The following is a 24,618-nucleotide window of genomic DNA, read 5'->3' on the forward strand; positions in this document are numbered from 1 at the left end:
TCAGATCCACGCGTACTGGCGGTGGTGGTCGCGCACGCCGGTCAGGGCGAGCAGTTCGGGGCGGTCCGCGGCGCGCCGCAGGAGGGCGTCCCAGCGGCCGGGGTCGATGTCGCGGTGGGGGGTGGGGCGCAGGCACGCGGTGTTCTCCGCGAGCAGCGCGGTGTACTCGGTGAAGTCGAGGTCCGCGCGGGCCCGCAGCCGGGGACCGATGCGCGCCTCGGCGACGGCGGCGGCCGACTCCGGGCCGATGACACCGCTGAAGAACTCCGAGGAGCAGCCGGAGCCGTAGGAGAACAGGCCGATGCGGGCGGGCCCGTCGAGCCGGGTGTGGTCGAGCGCGCTCGCCAGTGCGAGGTAGAGCGAGCCGGAGAACAGGTTGCCGGTCTGGCCGGGGTGGATCAGGGAGGGCGCGACCCGGCGCTCGAAGTCCTCGGCCACCTTGTCGGCGGGGGTGCGGTACAGCTCGCGCAGCAGGCCGCGGTGCGCGGCCCTGACCATGCCGGAGAAGGGCGTGTGCAGGGCGAGCAGGTCGAAGGTGGTCGCGAAGTCGGCGTCCTCCACCCGGGACCGGTAGTCGGCGAAGCTGCGGGAGAAGCACTCCAGGTAGGCCATGAGGGAGCGGTCGGCGTCGGCGATGTCGAGGTCGGGGCCGGGGCGGGCGGAGTCCAGGGTCTCGAAGCTGTGCACGCCGAAGGCGCCGAGATCGGCGGTGAGCACCCGGGGCCGGTCGCCGACGAGCAGGGCGACGGCGCCGGTGCCGGTGACCGGCTCGGCGTACTGGGCGCGCTCGTCGGCGAGGGACATGTCGGTGGAGACGATCAGCACCTTCGCGCCGGGCGAGAGCCCGGCGGCCAGGTAGCCGAGGGCGAGTTGCAGTGCGGCGGTGGCCGCGTAGCACGCCTGTTTCATCTCCAGCATCCGGCAGGTCGGCGGCAGGCCGAGGTGTTCGTGCGCGTAGGAGGCGATGGACTTGCTGTAGTCGATGCCGGACTCGCTGGTGGTGACGAGGAGTTCGATCCGCTCGCGGTCGGCGGGCGGAATCCGGGCCAGCAGGGGGCGGGCGGCGTTGACGGCATGGGTGACGGGGTCCTCGAAGGGCAGTGCCACCGAGCGCCGGTCGGAGGCGACGTTGTCGAAGCGGCGCGGGTCGAGGCCGCGTCCGTCGAACACCGCGCGGGCGCTGACGGCGGCGCTGCCCGCGTACACGTCCAGCGCCTCGATTCCGTACCCGGTCATCACGCCTCCCCGAGTTCCGCGAGGAAGGCGGCCAGGGCCGCGCTCACCCCGTCGGGGTCGGTGACGGTCGGGAAGTGCCCGGCCAGTGGCAGTTCGTGGTAGCGGGCGTCGGGGATGGCGCCGTGCAGGAGGTGCGAGGTCTTGCGGGGGACGACGGCGTCCACCCCGCCGGCGAGGACGAGGGTGGGGACCGCGATGTCGCCGAGCCGGCCCAGCAGGTCGGGCTGCTGGGCGAAGACGTCCAGGTAGCGCAGTCCGATGTGCGGCGCCATGCTCTCGCAGCGCAGCAGCCGTGCCGTGAGTTCCTCGCGTCGGCGCGCGACGTCCTCGGCCCCGGCCGCGACGATCCGGTCGAGGTCCTCGGTGACCAGGTCCTCCAGGCGGTTCACCGCGCCGACCCGGTTGGCGTACCGGTAGGAGCTGCACAGCAGCGCGAGGGACGCGGCGCGCCCGGGGTGGGCGAGGACGAAACTCTGCGCGAGGAGTCCGCCGAAGGAGGTGCCCACCACGTGCACCGGTCCGCGCACGCCGAGCCGGTCCAGGACGTCGAGGTACAGGCCGGCGATGCCGGTCAGCGAGATGTCGTCCGCGCGGGTGGAGGCGCCGACGCCCGGGTGGTGGACGACGAGCACCCGGTGGCTGCCGGAGAGCGCGGCGACCTGGTCGGCGAAGACGCCGCCGCCGACGTTGAAGGGCGGCAGCATGAGCACCGCCGGGCCGTGGCCCCGGTCGAAGACCTCCACCGCGCCGCCCGCCATGGGCAGGATGTGCCGCCGTGTCCCGGGGGCCCGTTCCCTGAGCACGTCGTAGTTCCCGGACGCCGGGGCTGGGTCCGCCGCCGGTCCCTCCTCGAACGCCTCGCGGATGTCGGCGGGCAGCGCGTTCGTCGGGTGGTAGGAGCGCAGTGCGGCGGGGCCCAGGGCGCCCGGGACCTCGGTCAGGTCCGGCACCGGGGACGGATCGGCGACGAACGCCGCGAGCCGGTCGGCGGCGTTTTCCAGCGTCTCGCGGTCCATGCCGAGCGGTACGGCGAAGCGGATCAGCTCGCGTCGCGGGGGTGCGGAGCCGTCGGCGAGGCGGGCGGCGGGGGCCAGGTGGGGGCCGCCGCGTACGCCGGTGGCCGCGTAGATCCCGGCGAGGTACGAGGCGAGGGGGTGGCGGAGGGTACGGCCCGCCGCGGCCTCGTCCACGTCGAACAGCACGCAGTGCGCGGAGGGGCCGGGCACGAGCGGAACGCCGCCGCGCTCCAGGCGCCGCCGGAACGCGGCCACGTTCGCCACCCGTTCGGCCACCAGCCTCGTCGCGGTGTCCTGGTCCAGCAGGGCGGCGGAGAGCAGCCGGCGGGTGGGGAGGCCCGGTTCCCCACCGCGTTCGAGCATGCGTTCGGTGAGTCGCTCGGCGAGCCGTTCGTCGCTGGTCGCGATGAGGCCGCCCCCGTCGATGCCGAAGTCCTTCGAGAGGCTGAACGTCACGGCCTCGGCCAGGCCCAGCATCTCTTTGAGCACCTCCCACGGGTCCCCGGCCGGGCGGTCCCGGCGGGCGTTGGAGATCAGCAGGGCGTTGTCCAGCAGGCGGGTGGCGTCCAGCACCAGCGGTACGCCGTGGGCCCGGGTGAGCTTCGCGACGCCGCGCAGGTTCTCCAGGGAGAGCGGGGCGCCGCCGTGGGCGTTGGTGGCGCCCTCCACGAGGACGAAGGACACGTCTTCGGGGTGCTGCTCCAACGCGGCCTTGAGCGCCGTGAGTTCGAGGTCGGCAGCGAAGGGGCCCTCACCCGTGACCGGCAGCGCGAGCGAGGGGTCGAAGCCCTGCTCCGCGAGCGTCCCGAGCCAGGTCGGGAAGGCCGAGGCGTGCAGGACCCGGCGGCGCGGGCCCGGCCAGGCGCGGCACAGCCGCTCCTCCGCGGCGCGGCCGGAGGCGGCGAAGAACCGGTGGGCGAACGGCAGCCAGGGCAGGTTCGGTGGCTCCTCCCCCATGATCCCCGCCGCGTCGGCCTGTTCGGCGAGGGCCGCGGTGCGCGCCCGCTGCCAGGGGTCGGCGCGGTCCGCCCAGGAGTCCGTGAGCAGGTCCAGTTCGACGGCGAGGTGCGGCAGCCGGGCGGGATTGTGGCCGTGCGCCGCCAGCCGGGCCAGGCGCGGCGCGGCCTCGGGGGCGGGCTTCACCGCGGACTCGTCGAGCGGGGACTCGTCGGGCGCGGGCTCCTCGGGCGCGGGCTCCGCCGTTGGCTCCGGGGCGGAACCCTTCGGCGCGCGCCCGACGGCGACGAAGGGTGTCCCCGGGTCCGCGATCATGAGGATGACGTCGCTGACCTCGCTGGCCTCGTCGCCCTCGGGCTGCACGAGGTACAGGGTCCGGTTCCGGGGGCGGAACTTGTTCTTGAACTGGTAGTTGCCGCCGCCGAAGATCCCGGCGTCGCGGAGTTCGCCGAGGGCGCGCACGGCGGTCTGCGAGGCGTTGGGCGAGGTGCCCGTCTCCCCTCCGAAACTGGCCCCGAAGCTGAAGACCTCGCAGCCCTCCTCGCGCAGCCGCTCCAGAATCCGTACGAGCGCGAACTCCAGCCCGCCGAGCGGCATGTGGCCGGGGTAGAACTCGACGTCGAGCAGGTAGCCGTTCTCCGACGGGATGCGGGTGACCACGACGGCGTTGACCAGGACGTCGTCCAGGTACGTCAGGAACAGCCGGTGGCGCTCGTCGAGCCTGCCGCCGGCCAGGTCCTCGCGCACCCGCCGCACGTAGGGGTTGACCATCTGCTTGGTCGCCGCCCACTCGTCCACGAGCGCGGCCAGTGCGGCGTCGACGGCGCGGTCCTCGCCGGCCCGGTACTCGGAGGTACGGCAGGCTCCGGCCTTCTCGAACCGCTTGACCATGTAGCGCAGCCTGCTCATCCGGCCGCCGGACAGCGTGAACGAGCCGAGGTCCTCGATGCGCTGGAGCGCGCCGAAGGGGGTCGCGGTGACGGGCTCCTGGCCGACCTCCGTCAGCCGTACGAGAGACAGCAGGTTGGGTCGCAGGCCGGTCTGCCGGGCGTGGCCGAAGTACTCGGCGGCCAGTTCGGCGAAGTAGTCCTCGGGACCGGTGTAGTTCCACACGAGCATGGCCCGGTCCCCCTGGGAGAGGGCGAAGAATCCCCGGCGTTCGGCGCCGACGAAGAGATACGGGGCGATGTCGCGGCCACCGAGGCCGCTCTCCTTGCCGTACCGGCCCTCCAGCTCCGCGACGACCTCGGCGAGCCCGGGATCGGCGGCGGCCTCGGCCCGGGTGAGCACCATGGTCCGGGTCGCGGGGCCGGGCACCGGGGCCGGGAAGGGGACGGGTTCGGCCGGCTCCGCTCGCCGGGCCGGCGGCCGGAGCCGCGCGACGCTCCGCTCGCCGTGCGTCGCGCAGAGGGCGTCGGTGAGCTGGTCCAGGGTGGGGCGATCGTAGAAGAGTGCCTTGGGCAGGGCCCCGAGGCCGGTCTCCAGGGCGCTCACCCCCCGCAGCATGTCGAAGGACGTGAAGCCGTTGTCCTCGAAGGTGACCACCGGGTCGAAGGGCCTGCCGAGCACCTGTTCCAGCACGCGGCGCAGCGCGTCCCGGGCTCCGTCGCGACCGGAGGGCGCCTCCCGCTCCGGCCCGGACGTCCCGGTGCTCGCGGGCGGCGTCGGCGGGTCCTCGCGCGGCGCCGACCGGGGCGCGCGCGCTCCGATGGCGGTCAGTACGTGGTCGGCGAGCGTGGCGACACTGTCGTACTCGTACAGCTCGGCGCCCTGGAGGTCGAGGCCGTGGGCGTCGTTGAGGGCGCGGGCCACGTCCATGCGGTAGATGGAGTCGAGGCCGAGGTCTGCGAAGGGGGTGTCGTCCGCGAGATCGGCGGCGGACCGGCCGAGGAGGTCCGCGACCATGTGCCGGAGGGTGGCGCGGAGTTCGCTCGCGGTGGGCGCGGCGGGTGCGCTCGCGGCCGGTGCGGCGGGGCCGGGGGCGTCGCTCGTCCTCGTCGCCGGGGAACCCGTCGCGGCATGCGGCACGGGCCGGTCGGGGGCCGGTGGGGCGGCGGGCTCCCCGGCGGGGGCCGCCGGTGCGGCCGTGGCGAGGGCGCGGAGCCGGACCCGGGGGCGGGCGGGAGGTGGTGGCGGGTTCGTGTGCGACCGCGGGTGCGTGGTCGTGGCTGCCTGGTCGGGGTGCGGCACTTGGGACTCCGTCCTTGCTGGCCGGGAGGTGGTGAACCAGTGGCGGCGGGGCTGGAACTCGGCCCTCGGCAGCGGCTGCGCGCGGCCGGGCGGCCGCGTCGCGTCCTCGGGCGGTGTCCACGCCTCCAGGACGACGTGGGCGTTGGTGCCGCCGAAGCCGAACGAGCTGACCCCGGCCCGCCAGACGGACCGGCCGTGCTCGTCCTTGGCGCCCTCCCACGGGGTGGTCGTGGTGCCGATGCGGAACGGGGTGCCGTCCAGGCGGAGGTAGGGATTGGTCTCGCGCAGGTGCAGGTGGGCGGGGAGGGTGCGGTGCCGCAGGGCCAGCAGCACCTTGAGCAGCCCGGCGATCCCGGCCGCCGCTTCGAGGTGGCCGATGTTGGTCTTCACCGAGCCGAGCGTGATGTGCGGCTCGGTCGGCACGGGTTCGCCCCGGTCGCCGTAGAGCCGGGCGAAGGCGTCCTTCAGGCCCTCGGCCTCGACCGGGTCACCGAGCCGGGTGCCGGTGCCGTGGGTCTCGACGTAGGTGACGCCGGCCGGGGAGACGCCGGCGATCCGGTGGGCGCGGACCACGACATCGGCCTGCGCGCGCGGGTTCGGGGCGGTGAGGGAGGGCGAGCGCCCGCAGTGGTTGACGGCACTGCCCCGGACGACGGCGAGTATCCGGTCGCCGTCCGCCTCGGCCCGCTCCAGCGGCTTGAGCAGGACCGCGCCGACCCCTTCCCCCCGTACGTACCCGTCCGCGTCCTTGTCGAAGGTGGCGCAGCGTCCGGTGGGGCTGAGCATGCCGGACTGGTCGAAGACCCGGAACAGGCCCGGGCTCAGCACCAGGCTGACGCCACCCACGATCGCCTCCTCGCACTCGCCGTCCGCCAGGGCGCCGACCGCGCGGTGCAGGGCCACCAGGGAGCTGGAGCAGGCCGTGTCCACGGTCTCACTGGGGCCGCGCAGGTCCAGCAGGTGGGAGACGCGGTTGGCGACCAGGGAGCGGGCGACGCCGGTGGCCATGTGGGCCTCGGTGTCCGCGCCGGAGCGGGCGATCAGCTCGCCGTAGTCCGAGGTGGCCATGCCGACGAAGACGCCGGTCGAGGTGCCCGCCCGGTCCTGCGGCCGGTAGCCGGCGTCCTCGAAGGTGCGCCACACCGTCTCCAGGAACAGCCGGTGCTGGGGGTCCATCAGCCGGGCCTCGGCCGGGGAGATCCGGAAGAACGCGGCGTCGAAGCCGGCCACGTCCGGGAGGAACCCGCCGCGCAGGCCCGCCGTGGCGGGGTCCGCCAGGAGGTCGGCGCGGTCCGGGGGGACGGGCCCGGTCAGGTCGTCACCCGCGCTCAGGTGCCGCCAGAAGGCGTCCAGGTCCGGTGAGCCGGGAAGCCGCCCGGCCATGCCGATCACGGCCACGTCCCGGCGACGCGGGGCCCGGTGCGGCCGCGCGGGAGCGACGGCGTCCCCCGCCTCCGGGAAAGGGGCGGGGGGCGCGGGCGCGGCCCCCGTCGCGGGCGCGGCCCCCGTCGCGGGCGCGGCCCCCGTCGCGGGCGCGGGCTCGGGCCTCGGCTCGGCCTCCACCGTCGGCTCGGGGTGTGCGGCGTGGGCCTCCGCGGGATGTTCGCGGCCCAGGTGGTCGGCCACGTCGTCCAGCGTGGGGTGTTCGAACAGGACCGTCGGCAGGAGTTCGAGTCCGTAGTGGTCGTTGACGCGGACGATCAGCTCGCTCAGCGAGATCGAGTCGAAGCCGAGGTCCATCAGTTCGGCGGAGGTGTCCACCTCCGCCGGATCGACCATGAGGAACTCCGCCGTGAAGAGGCGCAGTTGCCGTCGTATCGCGGCGGTCGGGGCCACCGCGGCCGGGGGCGGGGCGCTGCTCGTGGTGTCCGTACGTGCCTCCTGTCGGTACCCGGCGGACGGCTCGGCCGGAGCGGGCGTGGGGGCGGGGGTCACCGGGGGCGTGGCCCGTCGCACGGGCAGCCACCGGTTGCCGGTGCCGGTCAGGGCGGCGCGGAAGACCGCGAGGCCGGTGCCGGTGGGCAGCGGCGCCATCGACCAGAGCTGGGCGAAGAGCCGGCGGGTGGCGTCGTCGACGCCCATGCCGCCGTCCTCCCACAGCGGCCAGCCGATCGCCACGGTGCGGCCCCGGCGCTCGCCGCGCGCGGCCAGCAGGTCCCGGCTCGCGGCGAAGTCGAGCTGGAAGGCGTTGGCGTAGGCGTAGTCGGTCTGCCCGAGGTTGCCGGTCTCCCCCACCAGGGAGGCGCACAGGACGAAGAAGTCGAGGTCGTCCTCGCGGGTGGCGTGGTCCAGCAGCACCGTCCCGGCCACCTTGGGGCCCAGTACCTCGGCCGTGCCGGCGGCGGTCTTGAGCACGGCGCGCGCGTCCCGGTTCACGCCGGCCGCGTGCACGATGCCGTTCAGGGTGCCGTAGCGGGCGCGGATGTCGGCGATCAGGCCGGTGACGTCCGCCTCCGAGGCGAGGTCGGTCGGCCGGTACCAGACGGTGCTGCCGCCGCGCCACAGCGGCGCCGTGCGCCGTTCGATCTCCTCGTCGAGCGGTGAGCGCCCGGCGAGCACCAGGTTGACGGGTTCGGCGTCGGCGAGGAACCCGCCGAGTACGCGGCCGAGGGCGCCCGCGCCGCCGGTGACGAGGTAGGTGCCCCCGGCGCGGACCGGCAGCGGCGTGTGCGGGGCGTCGAGCGGCAGGGCTTGCTCGGTGAGCCTGCGCAGGCCGCGCAGGCCGTCGCGGTCGTGGAAGGCTTCGGCGACGCCGTCCCCGGAGTGCTCCAGTTCCTCGGCGACGACGCGCGCGATGCGGGTCGCGGCGTCCCGGTCGTCGGCCGCTTCCGCGTAGGTCTCGAAGCCGACCGTGACCCCCGTGCAGCCGCTGTGCTCCAGCGTGAGCGACTTGAGCAGGGCGCCGGTCGCGGAGAACTGCGGTTGCCGCCCGGCGGGGCCGTGTGCCACCGCGGTACGCAGTCGCACGCGCCGGTCGCGGGCGAGGAGGGCCGCCGCCGTCCACAGGAGCGGGAGGGGCCCGGCGGCGAGTTCGGCGGCGACGGTGTCCGGCCGGGGCGGCCCGGCGGCCGGGGGGCAGGCCAGGACAAGCGCGTCGGGCAGCAGCCCGCGCTCGGCGAGGCCGTCCACGAAGCCGCGCAGTTCGCCGGGGGCGGCCGGCACCGTGTCACCGCCGCCGGGTTCGCCCGCGCCCGACGGGAGGCATGCGGCGCCGCGGCGGGCGAACTCCTCGGCCAGGGCGCGGCGCACCGGGGAGTCCGGTCCGAGCAGCAGGACCCGGCGCGGCGGGCCCGCGGCCACGGAGGAGTCGAGCGGGCGCGGCTCCAGGACGGGCACGAGTCGGCGCACGCCGCCGGACTCGCCCTCCCGCGCGGGCGGGTGGGGAACTCCGGCCGCTTCCGGCGCCGGGAGCGGCACGGCCGGGTCCCCAGTCGTCGGGTCCGGCACCCCCGTCTCCAGCCAGTGCCGCGTCCGGTCGAAGGGGTACGTGGGGTACGTCGCCGGCCCCGCCGGTCGCCCCTCCCACAGAGCGGCCCAGCCGATGTCGCAGCCCTCGGCCCAGCGTCCGCCGAGCCGGGTGAGGGCCGGTTCCGGGTCCGGGCCCCGGGCGTCGCGCAGCAGGGCGGAACCGGGTCCGTGCTCCCGGCCGTCGCCGCCCGGGGCGGCCCGGCCGGTCAGGAGACCGGGGGTCTCGGCGCGGCCGGTGTCGGCGTAGGCGCGGAGCAGGGTCGCGAGGCGGTCGGTGCCGGAGCAGACCACCGCGAGTCGTTCGGGGAAGTGGCGGCGCCCCGTCTGGCTGGTCCGGGCGAGCGAGGCGAGGGGGGTGGCCGCGCCCTCCGGGGTGGTGAGGTGGTCGGCCACGCGGCGGGCGTAGGCCCGCAGGCGTTCGGCGGACCGCGCCGACAGCAGGAAGAGCTGCGGGCCGGCGGCCTGCGGGGTGGCCGTGTTCGGCGGGATGTACTCCTGGAGGATCAGGTGGGTGTTGGCGCCGCCCGCGCCGAAGGAGCTGATCCCGGCCCGGCGGGGGCGGCCACCGGGCTCGGGGGGCCAGTCGGTGAGCGTGCGGACGGGTTCCAGGGCCGCCCCGTCGAAGTCGATCTTCGGGTTGGGGCGGTCGAGGCCGACGCACGGTGCGAGCCGGTCGTGACGGAACTGGAGGAGCACCTTGGTCAGTCCGGCGATGCCGGCCGCGCCTTCGAGGTGTCCGATGTTGGACTTGACCGAGCCGACCGCGCAGCGGTCGGGGCGGCCGGACCCGCCGAGTGCCCGGCCGAGCGCGGCGATCTCGATCGGGTCGCCGAGCGCGGTGCCGGTGCCGTGGCACTCGACGTACGACACCGTCTCGGGCGGCACGCCGGAGCGCTCTAGGACGCGGCGGACGAGGGCGGCCTGCGCCTCGGGATTGGGCACGGTGTAACCGCCGGTCTTGCCACCGGCGTTCATGGCTCCGCCCTTGATCACGGCCCAGATCCGGTCGCCGTCCGCGACGGCCCGGTCGAGCGGTTTGAGCAGGACGGCGCCGACGCCCTCGCCGGGCACGAAGCCGTCCGCGGCGGCGTCGAACACCTTGCACCTGTCGTCGGCGGAGAGCATGTTGAGCGCGCTGAGCGACACGTGGTGGGCCGGGTGGAGGATCAGGTTGACGCCCCCGGCGACCGCGGTACGGCACTCGCCGCGCCGCAGGCTCTCGCAGGCCAGGTGGACGGCGGAGAGCGAGGAGGAGCAGGCGCTGTCCACGGAGATGCTGGGGCCGTGGAAGTCGAAGAAGTAGGAGACCCGGTTGGCGACCGACCAGTGCGCCGAGTGGGCGCCGGAGAGCTTGCCCCGGGGCCAGCCGGTGGCCGCGAGCTGCCCGTAGGTGCCGTACATGACCCCGACGAAGACGCCCGTGTCCGGTTCCTGGGTGTCCGCGCCGAGTCGGCCGTTCTCCTCCAGGAGGTTCCAGACGGTCTCCAGGAACAGGCGTTCCTGCGGGTCGATGTGCGCGGCGTCGCGGCCGAGGATGCCGAAGAAGGCGGGGTCGAAGAGGTCGATGCCGTCCAGGAAGGCTCCCCAGCGGCTGTACGAGCGCTGGGGGGTGCCGCGCCGGGCGTCGAACGTCGGCCGCCAGTCCCAGCGTTCGGCCGGGACCTCGGTGAACGAGGCGGTGCCGGTCGCGAGGTTGCGCCAGAACGCGTCCAGATCGGGCGCGCCGGGGTAGCGACCGCCGACCCCGATCACGGCGATGCCGTCGCTCGCGGCGATGCCGTCGCTCGCGGCGGATGCCGGGGTCACGGGCGGGGCGGGGTCCGGTGCCGGGGTGGTGGGGCGCTCGCGGTCGGGGGCCGGGGTGGTGGGGGGCTCGCGGTCGGGTGCCGGAGTCGTGGGGGGCTCACGGTCGGGTGCCGGGGTCGTGGCCCGCGCGGCGACGGTCGGGCCGTGTTCGCGCAGGAAGTAATCGGCGAGCCGCGCGATCGTGAGGTGCTCGAAGAGGAGCGTCGCGGGAAGGTCCCCGTAGTCCTCCTCGAAGCGGTGGATGATGCGCAGGCTGACCAGCGAGTCCACTCCGTAGTTCTCGAAGGTGACCTCGTCCGCGAGCGCGGCGGGGTCGAGCTTCAGCACCTCGGCGAAGACGTCGCGCACGTACCCCCGCACACGGGCGGCGTCGCCCCCGGCCGGCTGCTCGACGGGGCCGGGGGGCGCCTGCGCCACGAGCACGCACTGGTCCAGCTGCTCGACGGGCACGCCCGGCACGCCCAGCGTCCGGACCTGCCCGAAGCCGCTCGCGGTCAGCGCGCGGCGCCACTGTCCCGGCGCGAGCAGGGGGCTGTGCGGGAGCCTGCGTTCCGCGTCCCGGAACGCCCACCAGCCGGGTGTCAGGCCGAAGGTGAGGGTGAGGAAGTCGGAAGCCCGGGTGACCTCGTTGACGAGCAGGGCGCCGCCGGGCGCCAGCAGCTCGCGCGCGTGCGCCAGGGTGCGCCCGATGTCGGCCGTGGCGTGCAGGACATTGGTCGCGAGGACCAGGTCGTACGTGTGCGGGGTGAAGTCCTGCTCCGCGGGCGGGCGTTCGATGTCGAGGAGCCGGAAGGACAGGTAGGGGCGGCCGGGCCCGGACTCCCGCTCGCCGTGCGCGAGGAAGGCGGGCGAGACGTCCGTGTAGGTGTAGGACACCGGCGGGGCGTCCGGCGTGATGGCCAGGGCCTCGTCGAGGGCGTCGAGGACGAAGGCCGTGCCCGCGCCCGTGCCCGCGCCGATCTCCAGGACGCGCAGCGGACGGCCGGCGCCTTCGGCGGCCCGGTGGCGCCCAAGGGCCGCCACGGTCTGCGCCGCCATGAGCCGGTGGTGGTGGTCGGAGAGCGGCTGGCCCCGGTAGACGGCCTCGACGAGGTCCACGGAGCCGCCCGGGAAGAGCACCTCCGTGGCCGTGCGGGAGCCGTCGAGCACGTCGGGCAGGGCTTCGACGCAGCGCCGCAGCAGAGCGACGTGCGGGCCCATGCCCGGGTGGCGGGCGAGCAGCCGCTCCGCCGTTGCGTCCTCGCGCCCGGCGCGCCGCAGCAGGTCGTCGACGGCCCCGAGCAGTCGCTCGCCCGGGCTGTCTTCGGCGTGCTTCCCTGCCCACCGTGCCAGGACGGTGTCCACGGCGTCGTCCGCGCGCGGCAGCCGGGCGCGGGCCAGGGTCGCGGCGACCCGCTCCAGCTCGGCGAACGCGGCGCGGGCCCGGCCCAGGGAGTCGGCCCGGCCGTCCGGTGCGGCGCCGAGGAGGGCGAGACCGCGCGGGGCGCCCTTCACGACGACCGCCTGGGCGAGACCGGCCCCCATGACGCGGGTCAGCGCCTCGATGCCCTCGGCCGGCTCCAGCGAGCCGATGCCGAGACCGGCGAAGCCCTCGACGTGCCGCTCGTGCGCGGCCGCGCCGACGCTGCCCCAGAAGCCCCAGTTGACCACGGTGGCGGGGAAGGGCCGTTCGCGCAGGTGTCCGGCGAAGGCGTCCTCGAAGGTGCTGGCCGCCGCGTAGTTGGCCTGCCCCGGTGCGTCGGCGAAGGAGATCGCCGAGGAGAAGCAGACCAGGAAGCCGGGCGGCTCCTCCTCCAGCGCGGCGGCCAGCGCCACCAGGCCGCTCGTCTTGGCCGCCATGACCTCCAGGAAGGTGTCCTCGTCCATCGCGGCGAGGGTGCGGTCGCGCAGCACGAGCGCGCTGTGGAAGACCCCGTCGATGCGGCCCGCGCGATCCCGCGCCTCGGCGACGACGCGCCGCGCGTCGGCCGGATCGGCGATGTCGCCGCGCACGTACGCGGCCTGTCCGCCGAGCGTGTCGAGTGCGTCGAGCAGCGCCCGTACGGAGTCGTCCTGCGGACGGCGGCCGACCAGCACCAGACGCGCGCGGTACACAGCGGCGAGGTGGCGGGCGAGTACCGAGCCGATGCCGCCCGCCCCGCCGATCACGAGGTACGTGCCGCCCTCGCGGAAGGGGAACACCCCGTCCCGCGCGGCCGGGTCCGCCACCGGCGCCGGGACCAGTTCCCGCACCAGGCGGCGGTCGCCGCGCAGGACGACGAGGGGTTCGGCGCAGGGTTCGGCCAGCACGGCGTCCGCCCAGCGGGCCGGTGCGGACTCCCGCGGCGGCAGATCGACGCAGCCCGCGCGCCACCGGGGGTACTCGGCGGCGGCCGCGCGCGTCAGGCCGATCAGACCGGCGCTGTGCGGCTGGACCGGGCCCCGCTCCTCGTCGGCGACGGCACCGGCCAGCACCGCCTTCACGACGAGGCGCCGACTGCCGGCCCCCCGGGCGATCAGCGTCTTCAGCAGCCGGAACAGGCCCAGCGTGGCCGGGTCCGGGCCCGGGGCGGGCGGGGGGCCGTCGCAGTCGTGGGCGGCGAGCCAGTAGACCGTGCCGGGAAGTCCGTCCGGCACCGCGGGAGCGGCTCCGGCGTCGGCCGGGAGAGCGATCGCGGTCGCGCCCTCGGCTTTCGCGAGGGCTTCGGCGAGGTGCCGGGCGGCGGGTGTGTGGAAGATCCAGGCCGCTGCCCCCTCCGGGGCCGTCGGCGGGTCCGGGGGGCCGGTCTCCCGCAGGCGCGGGACGAGGACCGTCGTCTCCGTTCGTTCGGGCTCCCCCTCGCGCGAGGCGGGCCGCGGCGCGGGCAGCGACCGCAGCGCGACGCCGTCGAAGGACGCGCACACCCGGCCCTCGGGGTCCGCGACGCGGACGGTGAACGTGGCACCGTCCCGGGTGACGTGCGCGTGGCCGCGCCCGGGCAGTGGGGCGCGCACCTCCAGCGCCCGCAGCGCGAAGGGCACGAGCGGGCCGTCGCCGGTGTCGCGCGCGAGCACGGTGAGCGTCTGGAGGGCCGCGTCCAGGACGGCCGGGTCGAGCGGCCAGACCGCCTCCTCGCCCACCGGCCTCCGCGGGACGCGCAGCACGCCGAGCGCTTCGTCGGTCCCCGCCCACACGCCCTCCAGCGCCTGGTAGGCGGGCCCGTAGGCGAGGCCCCCGGCGGCGAAGGCGGTGTACAGGTCCTCGCCCGCGTGCCAGGAGGGGCAGCGGTCGCGGATCTCCTCGGCGGGGAGCCTGTCAGGCTGCCGGTCCGCATCGGTGAGGGACCGTACGCGGCCCCGAACGCGGGGGAACCCTTCGCCGTCACCGTCCGTCAGCTCGAAGTCCACCCCGCCCGCCGGGTGCTCCACGGTCGTGACCCGGACCTCGCGCGCGCTGGTCACCTCGACCGGGCTCAGCCAGCGCACCTGCGAGAGGCGGACGGCGCCGGTGACCCCGTGCCGCGTCGCGGCGCGCACGGCGAGCGAGAGTGCGGCGACCCCGGGCAGCACGGCGCGGCCGGCGAGCCGGTGGTCGGCGACGACGCGATCCCGCGGGCCGATGGCCTGGGTGAGCGCGCCGGGAGCGTCCTCGGGCGGCCGCGGGGCCGCGGGGGCCGGCCGCCCGGGCCCGGACACCCAGTGCCGGTCGCGGGCGAAGGGATAGGCGGGCAGCGGCACCCGGTGGGCGCTGCCCGCCGGGTGCAGGGCCGCCCAGTCCACCGTCCCGCCGTGCGCGTAGGTCTCCGCCAGACGCCGGAGTGCGGGCTCGTCACCGGTGGCCGGCGCGTGCACGTACGGCGTCTCGTGGTGCTCGGCGGCGGCCCGGAGCGCGCGGACGAGTTCGGCACGGTCGCGGACGACGAACGCGGCGCGCCGCGCGAAGTGCGTGCGCCCGGTGCCGAGGGTGAGGGCGATATCGGCGAGAGCGGGCGCGTCCTCGGTCCCGGTGTCGAGGGCGTAGGCGAGCCGGGTGAGGGTCTTGGCCAGGGCGTCCTGGTCGCGCGCCGAGACGGGGACGAGGTGGGCTCGGTCGCTCCCGGCGGGAGCGCGCCGCCGCCGGGGTGCCTCGGCGATGACGGCGTGCGCGTTCGTGCCGCTGAAGCCGAAGCTGCTGAGCGCGGCGACGCGGGTGCCTCCGGGGCCCGGGTGCCAGGGGGCGGGGCTGGTGAGCACCCGCAGGGAGCCCCGGGAGAGGTCGATCTCGGGATTCGCCGCGGTGAAGTGCGGCGTGGGCGGGATGCGGCGGTGCCGCAGCGCCAGCAGGACCTTCAGCAGGCCCGCGATGCCGGCGGCCATGGTCGTGTGCCCGATGTTCGCCTTGACCGAACCGAGCACGACCGGCTCGGCGGGGGCGGTGCCCTCGGTGCCCTCGCGGCGCAACGCGTCCTGGAGTGCCCGTACTTCGATCGGGTCGCCGAGCGGGGTGCCGGTGCCGTGCGTCTCCACGTAGCCGATGTCCGCTGCGGTGACGCCCGCCGCGCGGTGCACGCGCCGCAGCAGTTCCGTCTGCGCCGCCGCGCTGGGCGCGGTCATGCCGTTGGTCCGGCCGTCGCCGTTGACACCGGTGGCCTTGATGACGCCGTGGATGTGGTCGCCGTCCGCCAGGGCCTGGGCCAGGGGCTTCAGTACGACCACGCCGACGCCCTCACCGAGCACGATGCCGTCGGCCCGCGCGTCGAAGGGGGCACAGGTGCCGGTCGGGGAGAGCATTCCGGCGTTGCTGCACCGGATGTGCAGGCGCGGGGTCAGCATCAGGGCGACGCCCCCCGCGAGCGCGGTGCGGCACTCGCCGCGGCGCAGACTCTCGCAGGCCAGGTGGACGGCGGTCAGGGAGGACGAACAGGCGGTGTCCACGGCCAGGGTGGGGCCGGTCAGGTCGAGGAAGTAGGAGATGCGGGCCGCGAGCACGGACGGGGAGGAGCCGAGGAAGGCGTGCCCGCTGTCGGCCTGTCCCGCCTCGGCCAGCAGGTCCCCGTAGTCCCCGGCCCCGCAGCCGACGAAGACACCGCAGTCCCGGCCGCCGCGCTCGATCGGCCGCCGCGTCCCGCCGCCCGCGTGACCGGCGTTCTCCAACGCCTTCCACGCCTCCTGGAGGAAGAGGCGCTGCTGCGGGTCCATGGCCTCCGCCTCCAGCGGCGAGAGCCGGAAGAAGCCCGGGTCGAACTCGTCCGCTCCGCGCACCACCGTGGCCCACTTGCTGTCGGTGCGGTCGGTGACGGAGCGGTCCGGGTCGTACCAGCGCTCCGCGTCCCAGCGCTCGGGCGGCACCTCGGCGATCTCGCTGCGCCCGGCCTCCAGGTTCTCCCAGAAGGCGTCGAGGTCGTCGGCGCCGGGGAAGCGGCCCGACATGCCGATCACGGCGATGTCGGCGGCGGCGTCCGGTCCTTGTGAGGTGCCCGCCGGTTCGGGGTCGGGGCTCGGCTCCTCCTCGGCGGACGCGGCCTTCGCGGCGGCCGGTTCGCGGCGGGGCACGGGCCGCAGGGTGACCTGAGCGGCCGGGGCGGGGGGCGCGGCGGGCTCGTGCGGACGGGCGGGTGGTGCGGGAGCGGCGGCCGGGGCGGGGGGCGCGGGCTGGGCCACGGGGGCGGGTGCGGGGGGCGGGGTGACGGCGGCCCCCTCGTCCCGGGCGGCGGTGTCGCGGCCTCCCGGCTCGGTAGCGGGGCCGGTGGCGGTCGCTGCGCCGGTGGCGGTCGCTGCGCCGGTGGTGGTCGCGGGGCCGAGCGCGGCGCGGTGCAGGGCCTCGCTGCGGTGGCGGGCCGTCAGGAGGGCCGCCGTCATCGCGGGGACGGTCGGGTGGTCGTAGACCGCGACGGCCTCCAGACCGGCGTCGTGCCGTTCGTTGAGATGGCGGACGACCTCGACGGCGCCGATCGAGTCCAGCCCCATCTCGGCGAAGGTCCGCTCGTCGTCGATCTCCTCCGGACGCAGGTAGAGCACCTGGGCGACGGAGGTGACGACGTCCGCCCGCGCCTCCTCCCCGGAGAGCCCGACGGCGGCCTCCACCGCCGGTACGGGCTCCGCCGCGTGAGTGCGTACGGGCTCGCGTGAGGGGGCGGGCTCCCGCGCGGGTACGACCTCGTGCGCCGCGTCTTGCGGCGGTACCGGCCCCGGTTCCCGCGACGGCTCCGGTCCGGCCACGGGGCCGGGGTCCTTCGCCGTGGTGCTCCCGGTGCCCCGGAACGCCTCCACGCGGGCGAAGTGGCCCCTGACCCGGTCACGCGCCTCCGCGCCGAGCACGTCCTCGTGCATCCGGACCTCGCGCCCCACCACCTCGTCCAGCCGGGCCAGGACCCGACCGGCCAGTTCCCGCTTGAGACGGCGGACGGCGCCCTCCGGGCGGCCCGCGAGCGCGCGGGCGCGGTCCAGCGCGGCCGTCAGCACGTCGCGCCGCGGCAGGACGGTGACCATGGCGCCGTAGCGGCGCAGTTCGGCGCCGGTCAGGGACCTGCCGGTGAGCATCATCTCGTCGGCGAGGGCCGAACCGAACCGGCGTTCCAGGACGTATGTCGCCCCCATGCCGGGGGTGAAGCCGTACGCGACGAAGTTGGCGCTGTAGACACTCTCCTCGGCGAGCAGCACCACATCGGCGTAGAGCCCGAAGGCCAGCCCGCCGCCGGAGGCGTGCCCGTCGATCGCTGCCACCACGGGCCGGTCGCAGCGCAACAGCCCCTCGTACACGAACGCCTGGTCGGTGAAGCTGCCCTCACCGTCGGCCAGGGTCTCCAGGGCCTCGGCGGTGCCGCCCATGCTGAACACGCCGTCCGAGCCCGTGAGGACCACGGCCTTGATGTCCGGGCGTGCGGCGACCGTGCCGAAGATCTCGCGCAGGTCGCGCAGCAGGTGCTCGGTGAACATGGGTGCGTTCATGCGGATCAGGCCGATCCCGCCGTCCAGGACGGCGAGTTCGGCGCCGTCGTCGCGGCCGGAGGGGGCGGAAGGAGCGGGGGGCGCGGCGGGCGCGGGGGCCGGTGGGGTGGCGTCGGCGCGGGGGGCCTGGGGCCGGGCCGGGGCGGGCGCCCCGGCGGGCGGAGTCTCCTCGTCCTCGGCCGCGCGTCCGGTCCACCCGCCGGGCCAGCAGCGCTCCTCGCGGAAGGGGTAGCCGGGCAGCGGGACCCGGCGGGGGCGCGCGCCGTCGCCGGTGCGCGGTCCGGGCCCGTCGACGCCGTCGCTCGCGCCCGTGACCCAACGGCGCGCGCGATCCTCCGGGGTGTGCGCGTCGTCGGCTGCCGGGCGGGCGGGTGCGGCGGAGGCGGAGGCGGTCCCGAGGCAGGCGCGCGGTCCCGGCTCGGCGCCCTTGACGAGGCGTTCCAGGGCCGCGCGCAGCTCCGCGATGTCGTCGGCGACGACCGCGAACCGCACCGGCATCGCGGCGCGGCCCGCCCAGAGGGTGTGGGCGAGGTCGTCGAGCCTCGGCAGGCCGTCGGTGGTGCGGCAGGCGCGGTCCAGGCGGGCCCAGGTCGTCGCGGCCTCCTCCAGCGTGGAGCCGGGGTGCACCGCCGCCGCGAACCCCTCGGTCGCGGACGTCGGTCCGCTCCCGGTGTGCGCGGCGAGGTCGTGGGCCAGGGCCAGGCGGGCGGCGGCGTCGAGGCCGAGGTCACCGAAGGTCTCGCCGCCGCCGAGGGAGCTCTCGGGTACGGCGAGGCGCCGGGCGACGAGGGACCGTACCGGCACGTGCTCGCCCGTGGCGGCCTCGGGGACCGCCGCGTCCGGGGTGAGGACGGCGAGGAGGGCGGAGGCCCTTTCCCGCAGAGCCTCCTCGTCCTTGGCGGACAGCGCGAACAGCCGGGGACCGCGCGGGGCGGGGCGGCCCGGGGGCTCCGGGGCCTCCTCCAGCACCAGGTGGGCGTTGGAGCCGCCGGCGCCGAAGGCGCTGATCCCGGCCAGCCGCCGGCCGCCCGAGGGGCGCGGCCACGGCGCGGGGGTGCGCTGTACCGTCAGCCGGCCGTCCCCGAAGTCGAGGTGCGGGTTGAGCGTGTCGGCGTGCAGCGAGGGCGCGAGGGCGCCGTGCCGGAACTGGAGCAGCACTTTGGTGAGTCCGGCGATGCCGGCCGCGCTCTCCAGATGGCCGATGTTGGTCTTCACCGATCCGATGGCCACGCGCTCCGGCCCCGGGGTGAAGGTGTCCAGGGCGGAGCGCAGGCCCTCCAGTTCGATCGGGTCACCGAGCGAGGTGCCGGTGCCGTGGGCCTCGACGTAGCCGAGGGCGCGCACGTCGGCGCCGGACTCGCGGACGGCGTCGGCGACGAGTTCGGCCTGCGCGGCCGGGCTGGGCACGGTGAATCCGCTCGTACGGCCGCTGTGGTTGAGGCGGCTGGAGCGGATCACGGCGTGGATGTGGTCGCCCTCCGCGAGTGCCCGGTCCAGCGGCTTGAGCAGTACCGCGCCGACGCCCTCGCCGGGTACGTAGCCGGTACCGCCCTCGCCGAAGGCGCGGCACCTGCCGTCCCGGGACAGCCAGCGGCCACGCGCGAGCTGGAGGTATTTCTGCGGGTGCGTCATCAGGTTGACGCCGCCCGCGAGGGCGACGGTGCTCTCGCCCCGGCGCAGGCTCTCCACGGCGAGGTGCACCGCCGTCAGGGACGAGGAGCACGCGGTGTCGAGGGCGATGCTGGGGCCGTGGAAGTCGAAGGTGTAGGAGACGCGGTTGGCGACGGAGGAGTGGAGGGACACCGGGGCGGACTCGTCGTCGGGGTCCGCCACGAACTGGAAGTGGTTCCACATGACTCCGGCGAAGACGCCGACCCGCTCGGCGGTGAGCGAGTGCGGCGGGTAGCCGGCGTCCTCCAGCGTCTGCCAGGCGATGGTGAGGAACAGCCGTTCCTGGGGGTCCATGCGCTCGGCCTCGCGGCGGGAGATGCCGAAGAACAGCGGGTCGAAGCGGTCCATACCGGCCAGGAAGCCGCCCCAGCGGCCGTAGGTGCGGCCGGGCCGGCCGGGCTCGGGGTCGAAGAGTGCGTCGTGGTCCCAGCGGTCGGCGGGGACCTCGGTGACGCAGTCCCGGCCGTCGGCGAGGTTGGCCCAGAAGGCGTCGAGGTCGGGGGCCTGCGGGTAGCGCCCGGCGACCCCGACGATCGCGACGGCCCCGGGCGCCGTACGGGCACCGCGCGCGGGAAGGGGCGCGTGCTCCGCCGCCGGGGCCGGCGCGCGCGTGCCGGGCTGTTCCGGCGCGGGGGCGAACAGACCTGTCGTGAGCGGTCCGGCCGGGTGCCCTTCGGTGTGGACGGCGACGAGCCGGGCCGGGGTGCCGGGCGCGGCCAGGCAGCGGTCCAGCAGGCCGAGCGCGGTCTCGGTGGGCAGGGGCCGCATCCCGGAGCGGGCGGAGCGGGCGAGCGCGGCCTCGTCCACGCGTAGGCCGCCCTCGGCCCAGTAGGGCCAGGCGAGGGAGAGGGTGCGCCCCGTGCGGGCGGGGTCGGCGGACCGGTGGGCGGCGAAGGCGTCGAGGAAGGCGTTGGCGTACCCGTAGGCGCACTGGCCGGTGTTGGGCAGCACGGCGGACAGCGAGGAGAACAGCATGAACAGGGCCGGGTCGTCGGCCGCGGTGGCCCTGTCGAGGTGCAGGGTGCCGGCCAGTTTCGGGGCGAGCACGGCGCGGGTCCCGGCGGGGTCCCGACGGAAGTGCACGGCGTCGTCGGCGCGTCCCGCGCAGTGCAGGACGGCGTCGATCCGCCCGTACAGCTCGCGGCACCGGGCGGCGACGGCCTCGGCGTCCTCGCGGCGCGCGACGTCGGCCGGTACGTAGTGCGCCTCGCCGCCCCGTGCGGCGCAGCGCTCCAGCAGGGCGGTGGTCGCGGCGTCGGGCTGCCGGGTGCCGCACAGCACCAGGCGGGCCCCGTGGGTGCCGGCGAGGTGTTCGGCGAGGAGGGAGCCGATGCCGCCCGCTCCGCCGGTGACGAGGCAGACGGCTCCCTGGGGCAGGAGCGGGGTGCCGGGTGCGTCGAGGGTGTGGGGGGTCAGGCGGCGCACGTGGCGCTCGCCGTCGTGGTGCCGGCTCTCGCTGTCGTCGCGGTCGTCGGCGGCTTCCGCGAGCAGGATGGCGGCGAGTTCCCCGGTGTCCGGGGTGCCGGTGACGAGGGTGGCGCGGCAGCGCAGGGCCGGGTTCTCCGTGGTGATGCCGCGGGCCAGGGCGGCGACGGCGCTGTGCTGCGGTGCGGTGTCCTCGCGCTCGGCGCGGTGGAGGAAGCGCAGGACGCGGGTGGTGTCCGCGGGCCTGGCCGCGAGCGCTGCGGCCAGTGCCCAGACGACGTCGTAGCCGTCGCTGGTGTCGGCGGCGGGGCCGAGCGCGGGCGGGGGGCAGACGGCCAGGACGGCCGGGTCCGTGCCCTCGGCGGCGAGTTCGTCCAGGAGGCGGGCGAAGTCGGCGCGGCTGCCGGTGGGCAGCTCCCAGGTGTCGGTCCCGGTGCGCTCGTAGGCGAAGGCGGGCCGCACGTGCACGGTGCGCCGGCCGGCGGTGCGCCGGCGCAGGGCCTCGGGCAGCAGCGGGTCGGGGGTGACGACGAGCAGGTCGCCCGGCGGCAGCGGGGCGCCGGTGGCGGGGAGGTGGACCCAGCGGGGGCGGTGGAGGCCGAGGCGGGGGGCGGACATCGGCGGCGCCGGGTCCTCGGCGGGCGGGCGCGCCGGGGTGGCCGGTGCTGTCGCGGGTTCGTCCCCGGCGGGCAGGGTGAGGGTGTGCCGCTCGGCCAGGTGGCGGGCGACGGAGGCGACGTCGGAGTGCTCGAAGAGGAGCGTCGGGTAGAGGCGCCCGTCCACGACCTTCTCCAGCTCGGTGCTGAGCGAGAGCAGCGCGACGGAGTCCAGGCCGAGTTCGTAGAAGCCGCGCCGGGAGTCCACGGCGTCCGGCGCGCGGCCCAGCAGGCCGCCGATCAGGGTGCGCACGTGGCGGACGAGCCGCTGTTCGGGGTCTTCGCCCGTGGATACGGGGACGGGGCCGGACGGCCGCGCGGGCGGGGCCGGGGTGGGGCGGGAGGGCTGCGCGCGCGGGACCGGCGGCGGGTCCAGCAGCCGGGTGATGAGCCCGGCGTGCCGTACGCGTTTGCAGCTCAGTTTGGTGAACGCGGCGATGAAGCGGCCTTGTTCGTCGTAGATGCGGCAGTCGTTGTGGATCACGTCGCCGGACGGTGCGACGGTCTCGGCGGCCGGCACATGGACCCAGCAGGGGCCGGAGGCCGCGCGCGGGGCGCGGAACTCGGCGATGTGGACGGGGATGAAGGGGTCGGGGCCGGGCGGCGGGCGGTGGCCGAAGGTGACGAGGGTGGCGGCGTCGAGCTTCGCCGGGTGCAGGTGGAAGGCGCTCTCCTGGTCCCGGGAGTTCGGGTCGAGTTCGAGGCGGGCGAGCAGGCCGCCGGTGTCCAGGGTGTGCAGTTCGCCGAAGCCCATCATGGGCGGGCCGTGCTCGATGTGCTCGGTGCGGGCCTGCTGGTACAGCTCCGCCATGTCGCGGCTCCGCTCGGAGCGGGTGAGCAGGGCGCGCGGGTCGATCGGCGGGGGCGAGGGTGCGTCGGTGTACTCCAGGCGGCCCGAGAAGTGCGGTCGCCACGGCACGTCGCCGGGCGCGGCCGGGTCCGTGCCCTCCTCCAGGACCGCGCCCGCCGCGTCGACGGGCCGGGAGCCGGTGGCGTCGGGGGCGCCGATCGTGACGCGTACGGCGAGGTCGCGGCCCGGGGCGGTGGCGATGGGCTCGGCGAAGAGCACGTCGCGCAGCACCGCGTGCTCGGTGTCCAGTCCCCGCGCGGCCAGAATCCGGTACACGATGTCGAGGAAGGTGGCGCCCGGCATCACCGACACCTGGTGGATGCGGTGGTTGCGCATGATGAAGTCGTCGTGCGGGAGCACGAGGTGACACTCGATCGGGTCGTTCACGGTGTGGCTTCCCCCTCGTGTCCGAGCCGGCGGACGGCGTCCTCGCGCAGCCGGTTGCGGTCCGTCTTCCCATGGGCGTTCAGTGGTGGGTCGGGCAGCCACCACAGGTGGCGGGGCAGCATGTAGGACGGCAGGCGGGCGGCGAGCCGTTCGGACAGGTCCCCCGTGGCCGGTGCTCCGTCACCGAGCAGGTAGGCGACGAGCCTGGTGCCGCCGGGCACGTCGAGCGCGAAGGCGACGGCGTCGGTGCCGGAGGTCTCGCGCAGGGCGGCCTCCACCTCGCCGGTCTCCACCCGGTAGCCGTTGACCTTCACCTGGGCGTCCTTGCGGCCGAGGTGGACCCAGCCGTGCGGGGTGGCGCGCACCTGGTCCCCGGTCCGGTACCAGCGCCGTCCGCCGTGGTCCAGGAAGCGGCCGGTGTCCTGCGCCGGTTCGAGGTAGCCGCGGAACATCTGGGGCCCGGTCATGACGAGTTCGCCGCTGTCGTCGGCGGGTGAGCCGTCCGGGGCGAGGAGCATGGCCTCCATGCCGGCGTTCGGGACGCCGATGGGGACGGTGGCGGCGTACCGCGAATCGGTGAGGTCCTGGTCCGGGTGCCAGCGGAACGCGGTGCAGGCGATGGTCAGTTCGGTGGGGCCGTAGATGTTGTCGAGGACCGCGCCGGGCGCGGCGCGCCGCCAGTAGCGCGCGGTCTCGGTGAGCAGGGGCTCACCGGCGAACACCGACTGGCGCAGGCCGGTGAGGCTGCCGGGGGCGAGGCGGTCGGCGCGTTGCAGCCCGCGCGCGAGGCTGGGGGTGCTGTGCCAGACGGTCAGCCCGTAGCGGCGCACCCAGCGCGCCGGGTCCAGGGCTTGCAGGCGGGAGAGCACGCACACGCAGGCGCCACCGGCCCAGGCCGGGAAGATGTCGCACATCGCCAGGTCGAAGGTGGTCTCGTGGACCTGGCTGAAGCGGTCCTCGGGCCGCACCTCGTAGCGCGGCAGCGAGGCGGCCAGGAACGCCGAGGCGTTGCCGTGGCTGACGGGCACGCCCTTGGGGACGCCGGTCGATCCGGAGGTGAAGAGGATGTAGGCGATGTCCTCGGGCGACCCGGCCGGTGGCCGCCATCCGGCCGCGGGGCCCGTCCCGGCCAGTTCCTCCGACGTCAGGACGCGGGCGCCGCCGACCGCGCTCGGCAGCTTCGCGGGCAGGGCGGCCCGGTCGGTGCCGGGGGCCAGGACGGCGTGGACGGGCGCGGACTCCACGAGCCGGGCCACCGTTCCCGCCGCGTCCGGGGCGGCGATGACCGTACCGCAGCCGGCGGCCCGCAGCACCGCGGCATTGCGGGCCGGCGGGTTCTCCGGGTTCAGCGGCACGGCGGGGGCGCCCGCGTAGAGGGCGGCGAGCAGGCCGACGTACGCCTCGGGCGTTTTGGAGGCCAGTATGGCCACGGGCGCGCCGGGCTCGCCGGCCGCGGCGGCGCGGGCAGCCCAGGCGCGGGCGAGCGCGTCGGTCTCGGTGTAGGTCCACGCGCGGTCGAGGATGCGCAGGGCGGGGCCGTCCGGGTTGCGGGCGAGGCCGTCCGCGAACCAGTCGTGCAGCATCCTGGCGGCCCCCGGTCCGCCGCCGGGCCCGGCGGCCGTCACCGGTCGTCCAGACAGCCGCTGACGACGCGCCACAGTTCGGCGGGGGTGGCGAAGCTGGCGGGGACGAGGGCTCCGTCCGGGAACTCGATGTCGTAGGCGTCCTCAAGGCGGGCCGAGAGGCCGACCATGCCGAGGGAGTCCAGGCCGTGCGCGGGCAGGGGGAGGTCGGGACGCAGTGGGGCGGTCGGGGGGTAGTCGGTGAGTGCGGCCCTGACCAGCTTCTCGTAGGTCTCGTCCCAGTTCGTCGCCACGGTGCCCTCGTCCTCCTCGTCGTCGCCGGGGTGGTGCCGGTGTGCCGGGTGAAAGGCGTCGGTGCGCACGCTCCGGACGGTTCCTGAGAACGTCGCGGGATGAAACGTGCGGAGCCCGGTCGAGAGAATTCCGGCGCGGGGATGCTAACGACGGTATTTCCGGCGCCGCAAGGGCGCCCGGGCACTTTTTCACGC

At 76.0% G+C, this 24,618-nt stretch carries 4 protein-coding genes; all 4 read right to left on the reverse strand.

Annotated elements, in window-relative coordinates:
• Genes ACIP4O_RS23185 through ACIP4O_RS23200 form a run of 4 tightly spaced genes read right to left on the reverse strand, consistent with a single transcriptional unit; the run spans window position 1 to window position 24,492 of the window.
• Complete coding sequence (locus ACIP4O_RS23185) at window positions 1-1,236, reverse strand: hydroxymethylglutaryl-CoA synthase family protein (RefSeq protein ID WP_401577110.1); 1,236 nt, start codon at window positions 1,234-1,236, stop codon at window positions 1-3.
• Window positions 1,236-22,547: an SDR family NAD(P)-dependent oxidoreductase gene (locus tag ACIP4O_RS23190; protein WP_401577112.1), complete on the reverse strand. Its 21,312-nt coding sequence runs from the start codon at window positions 22,545-22,547 to the stop codon at window positions 1,236-1,238. The genes ACIP4O_RS23185 and ACIP4O_RS23190 overlap by 1 nt, the downstream gene beginning before the upstream one ends.
• Window positions 22,544-24,130 (reverse strand): AMP-binding protein, encoded by a 1,587-nt coding sequence (locus tag ACIP4O_RS23195; protein ID WP_401577114.1) that lies wholly within the window; start codon window positions 24,128-24,130, stop codon window positions 22,544-22,546. The genes ACIP4O_RS23190 and ACIP4O_RS23195 overlap by 4 nt, the downstream gene beginning before the upstream one ends.
• A 38-nt stretch (window positions 24,131-24,168) precedes the next feature.
• A complete protein-coding gene (locus ACIP4O_RS23200; protein ID WP_401577116.1) occupies window positions 24,169-24,492 on the reverse strand; it encodes an acyl carrier protein in 324 nt (107 codons plus the stop codon).
• Between the last annotated feature and the right edge of the window lie 126 nt (window positions 24,493-24,618).

This window comes from Streptomyces sp. NPDC088923, from assembly GCF_044749745.1.
In the GTDB taxonomy this organism is placed as follows: Bacteria; Actinomycetota; Actinomycetes; order Streptomycetales; family Streptomycetaceae; genus Streptomyces.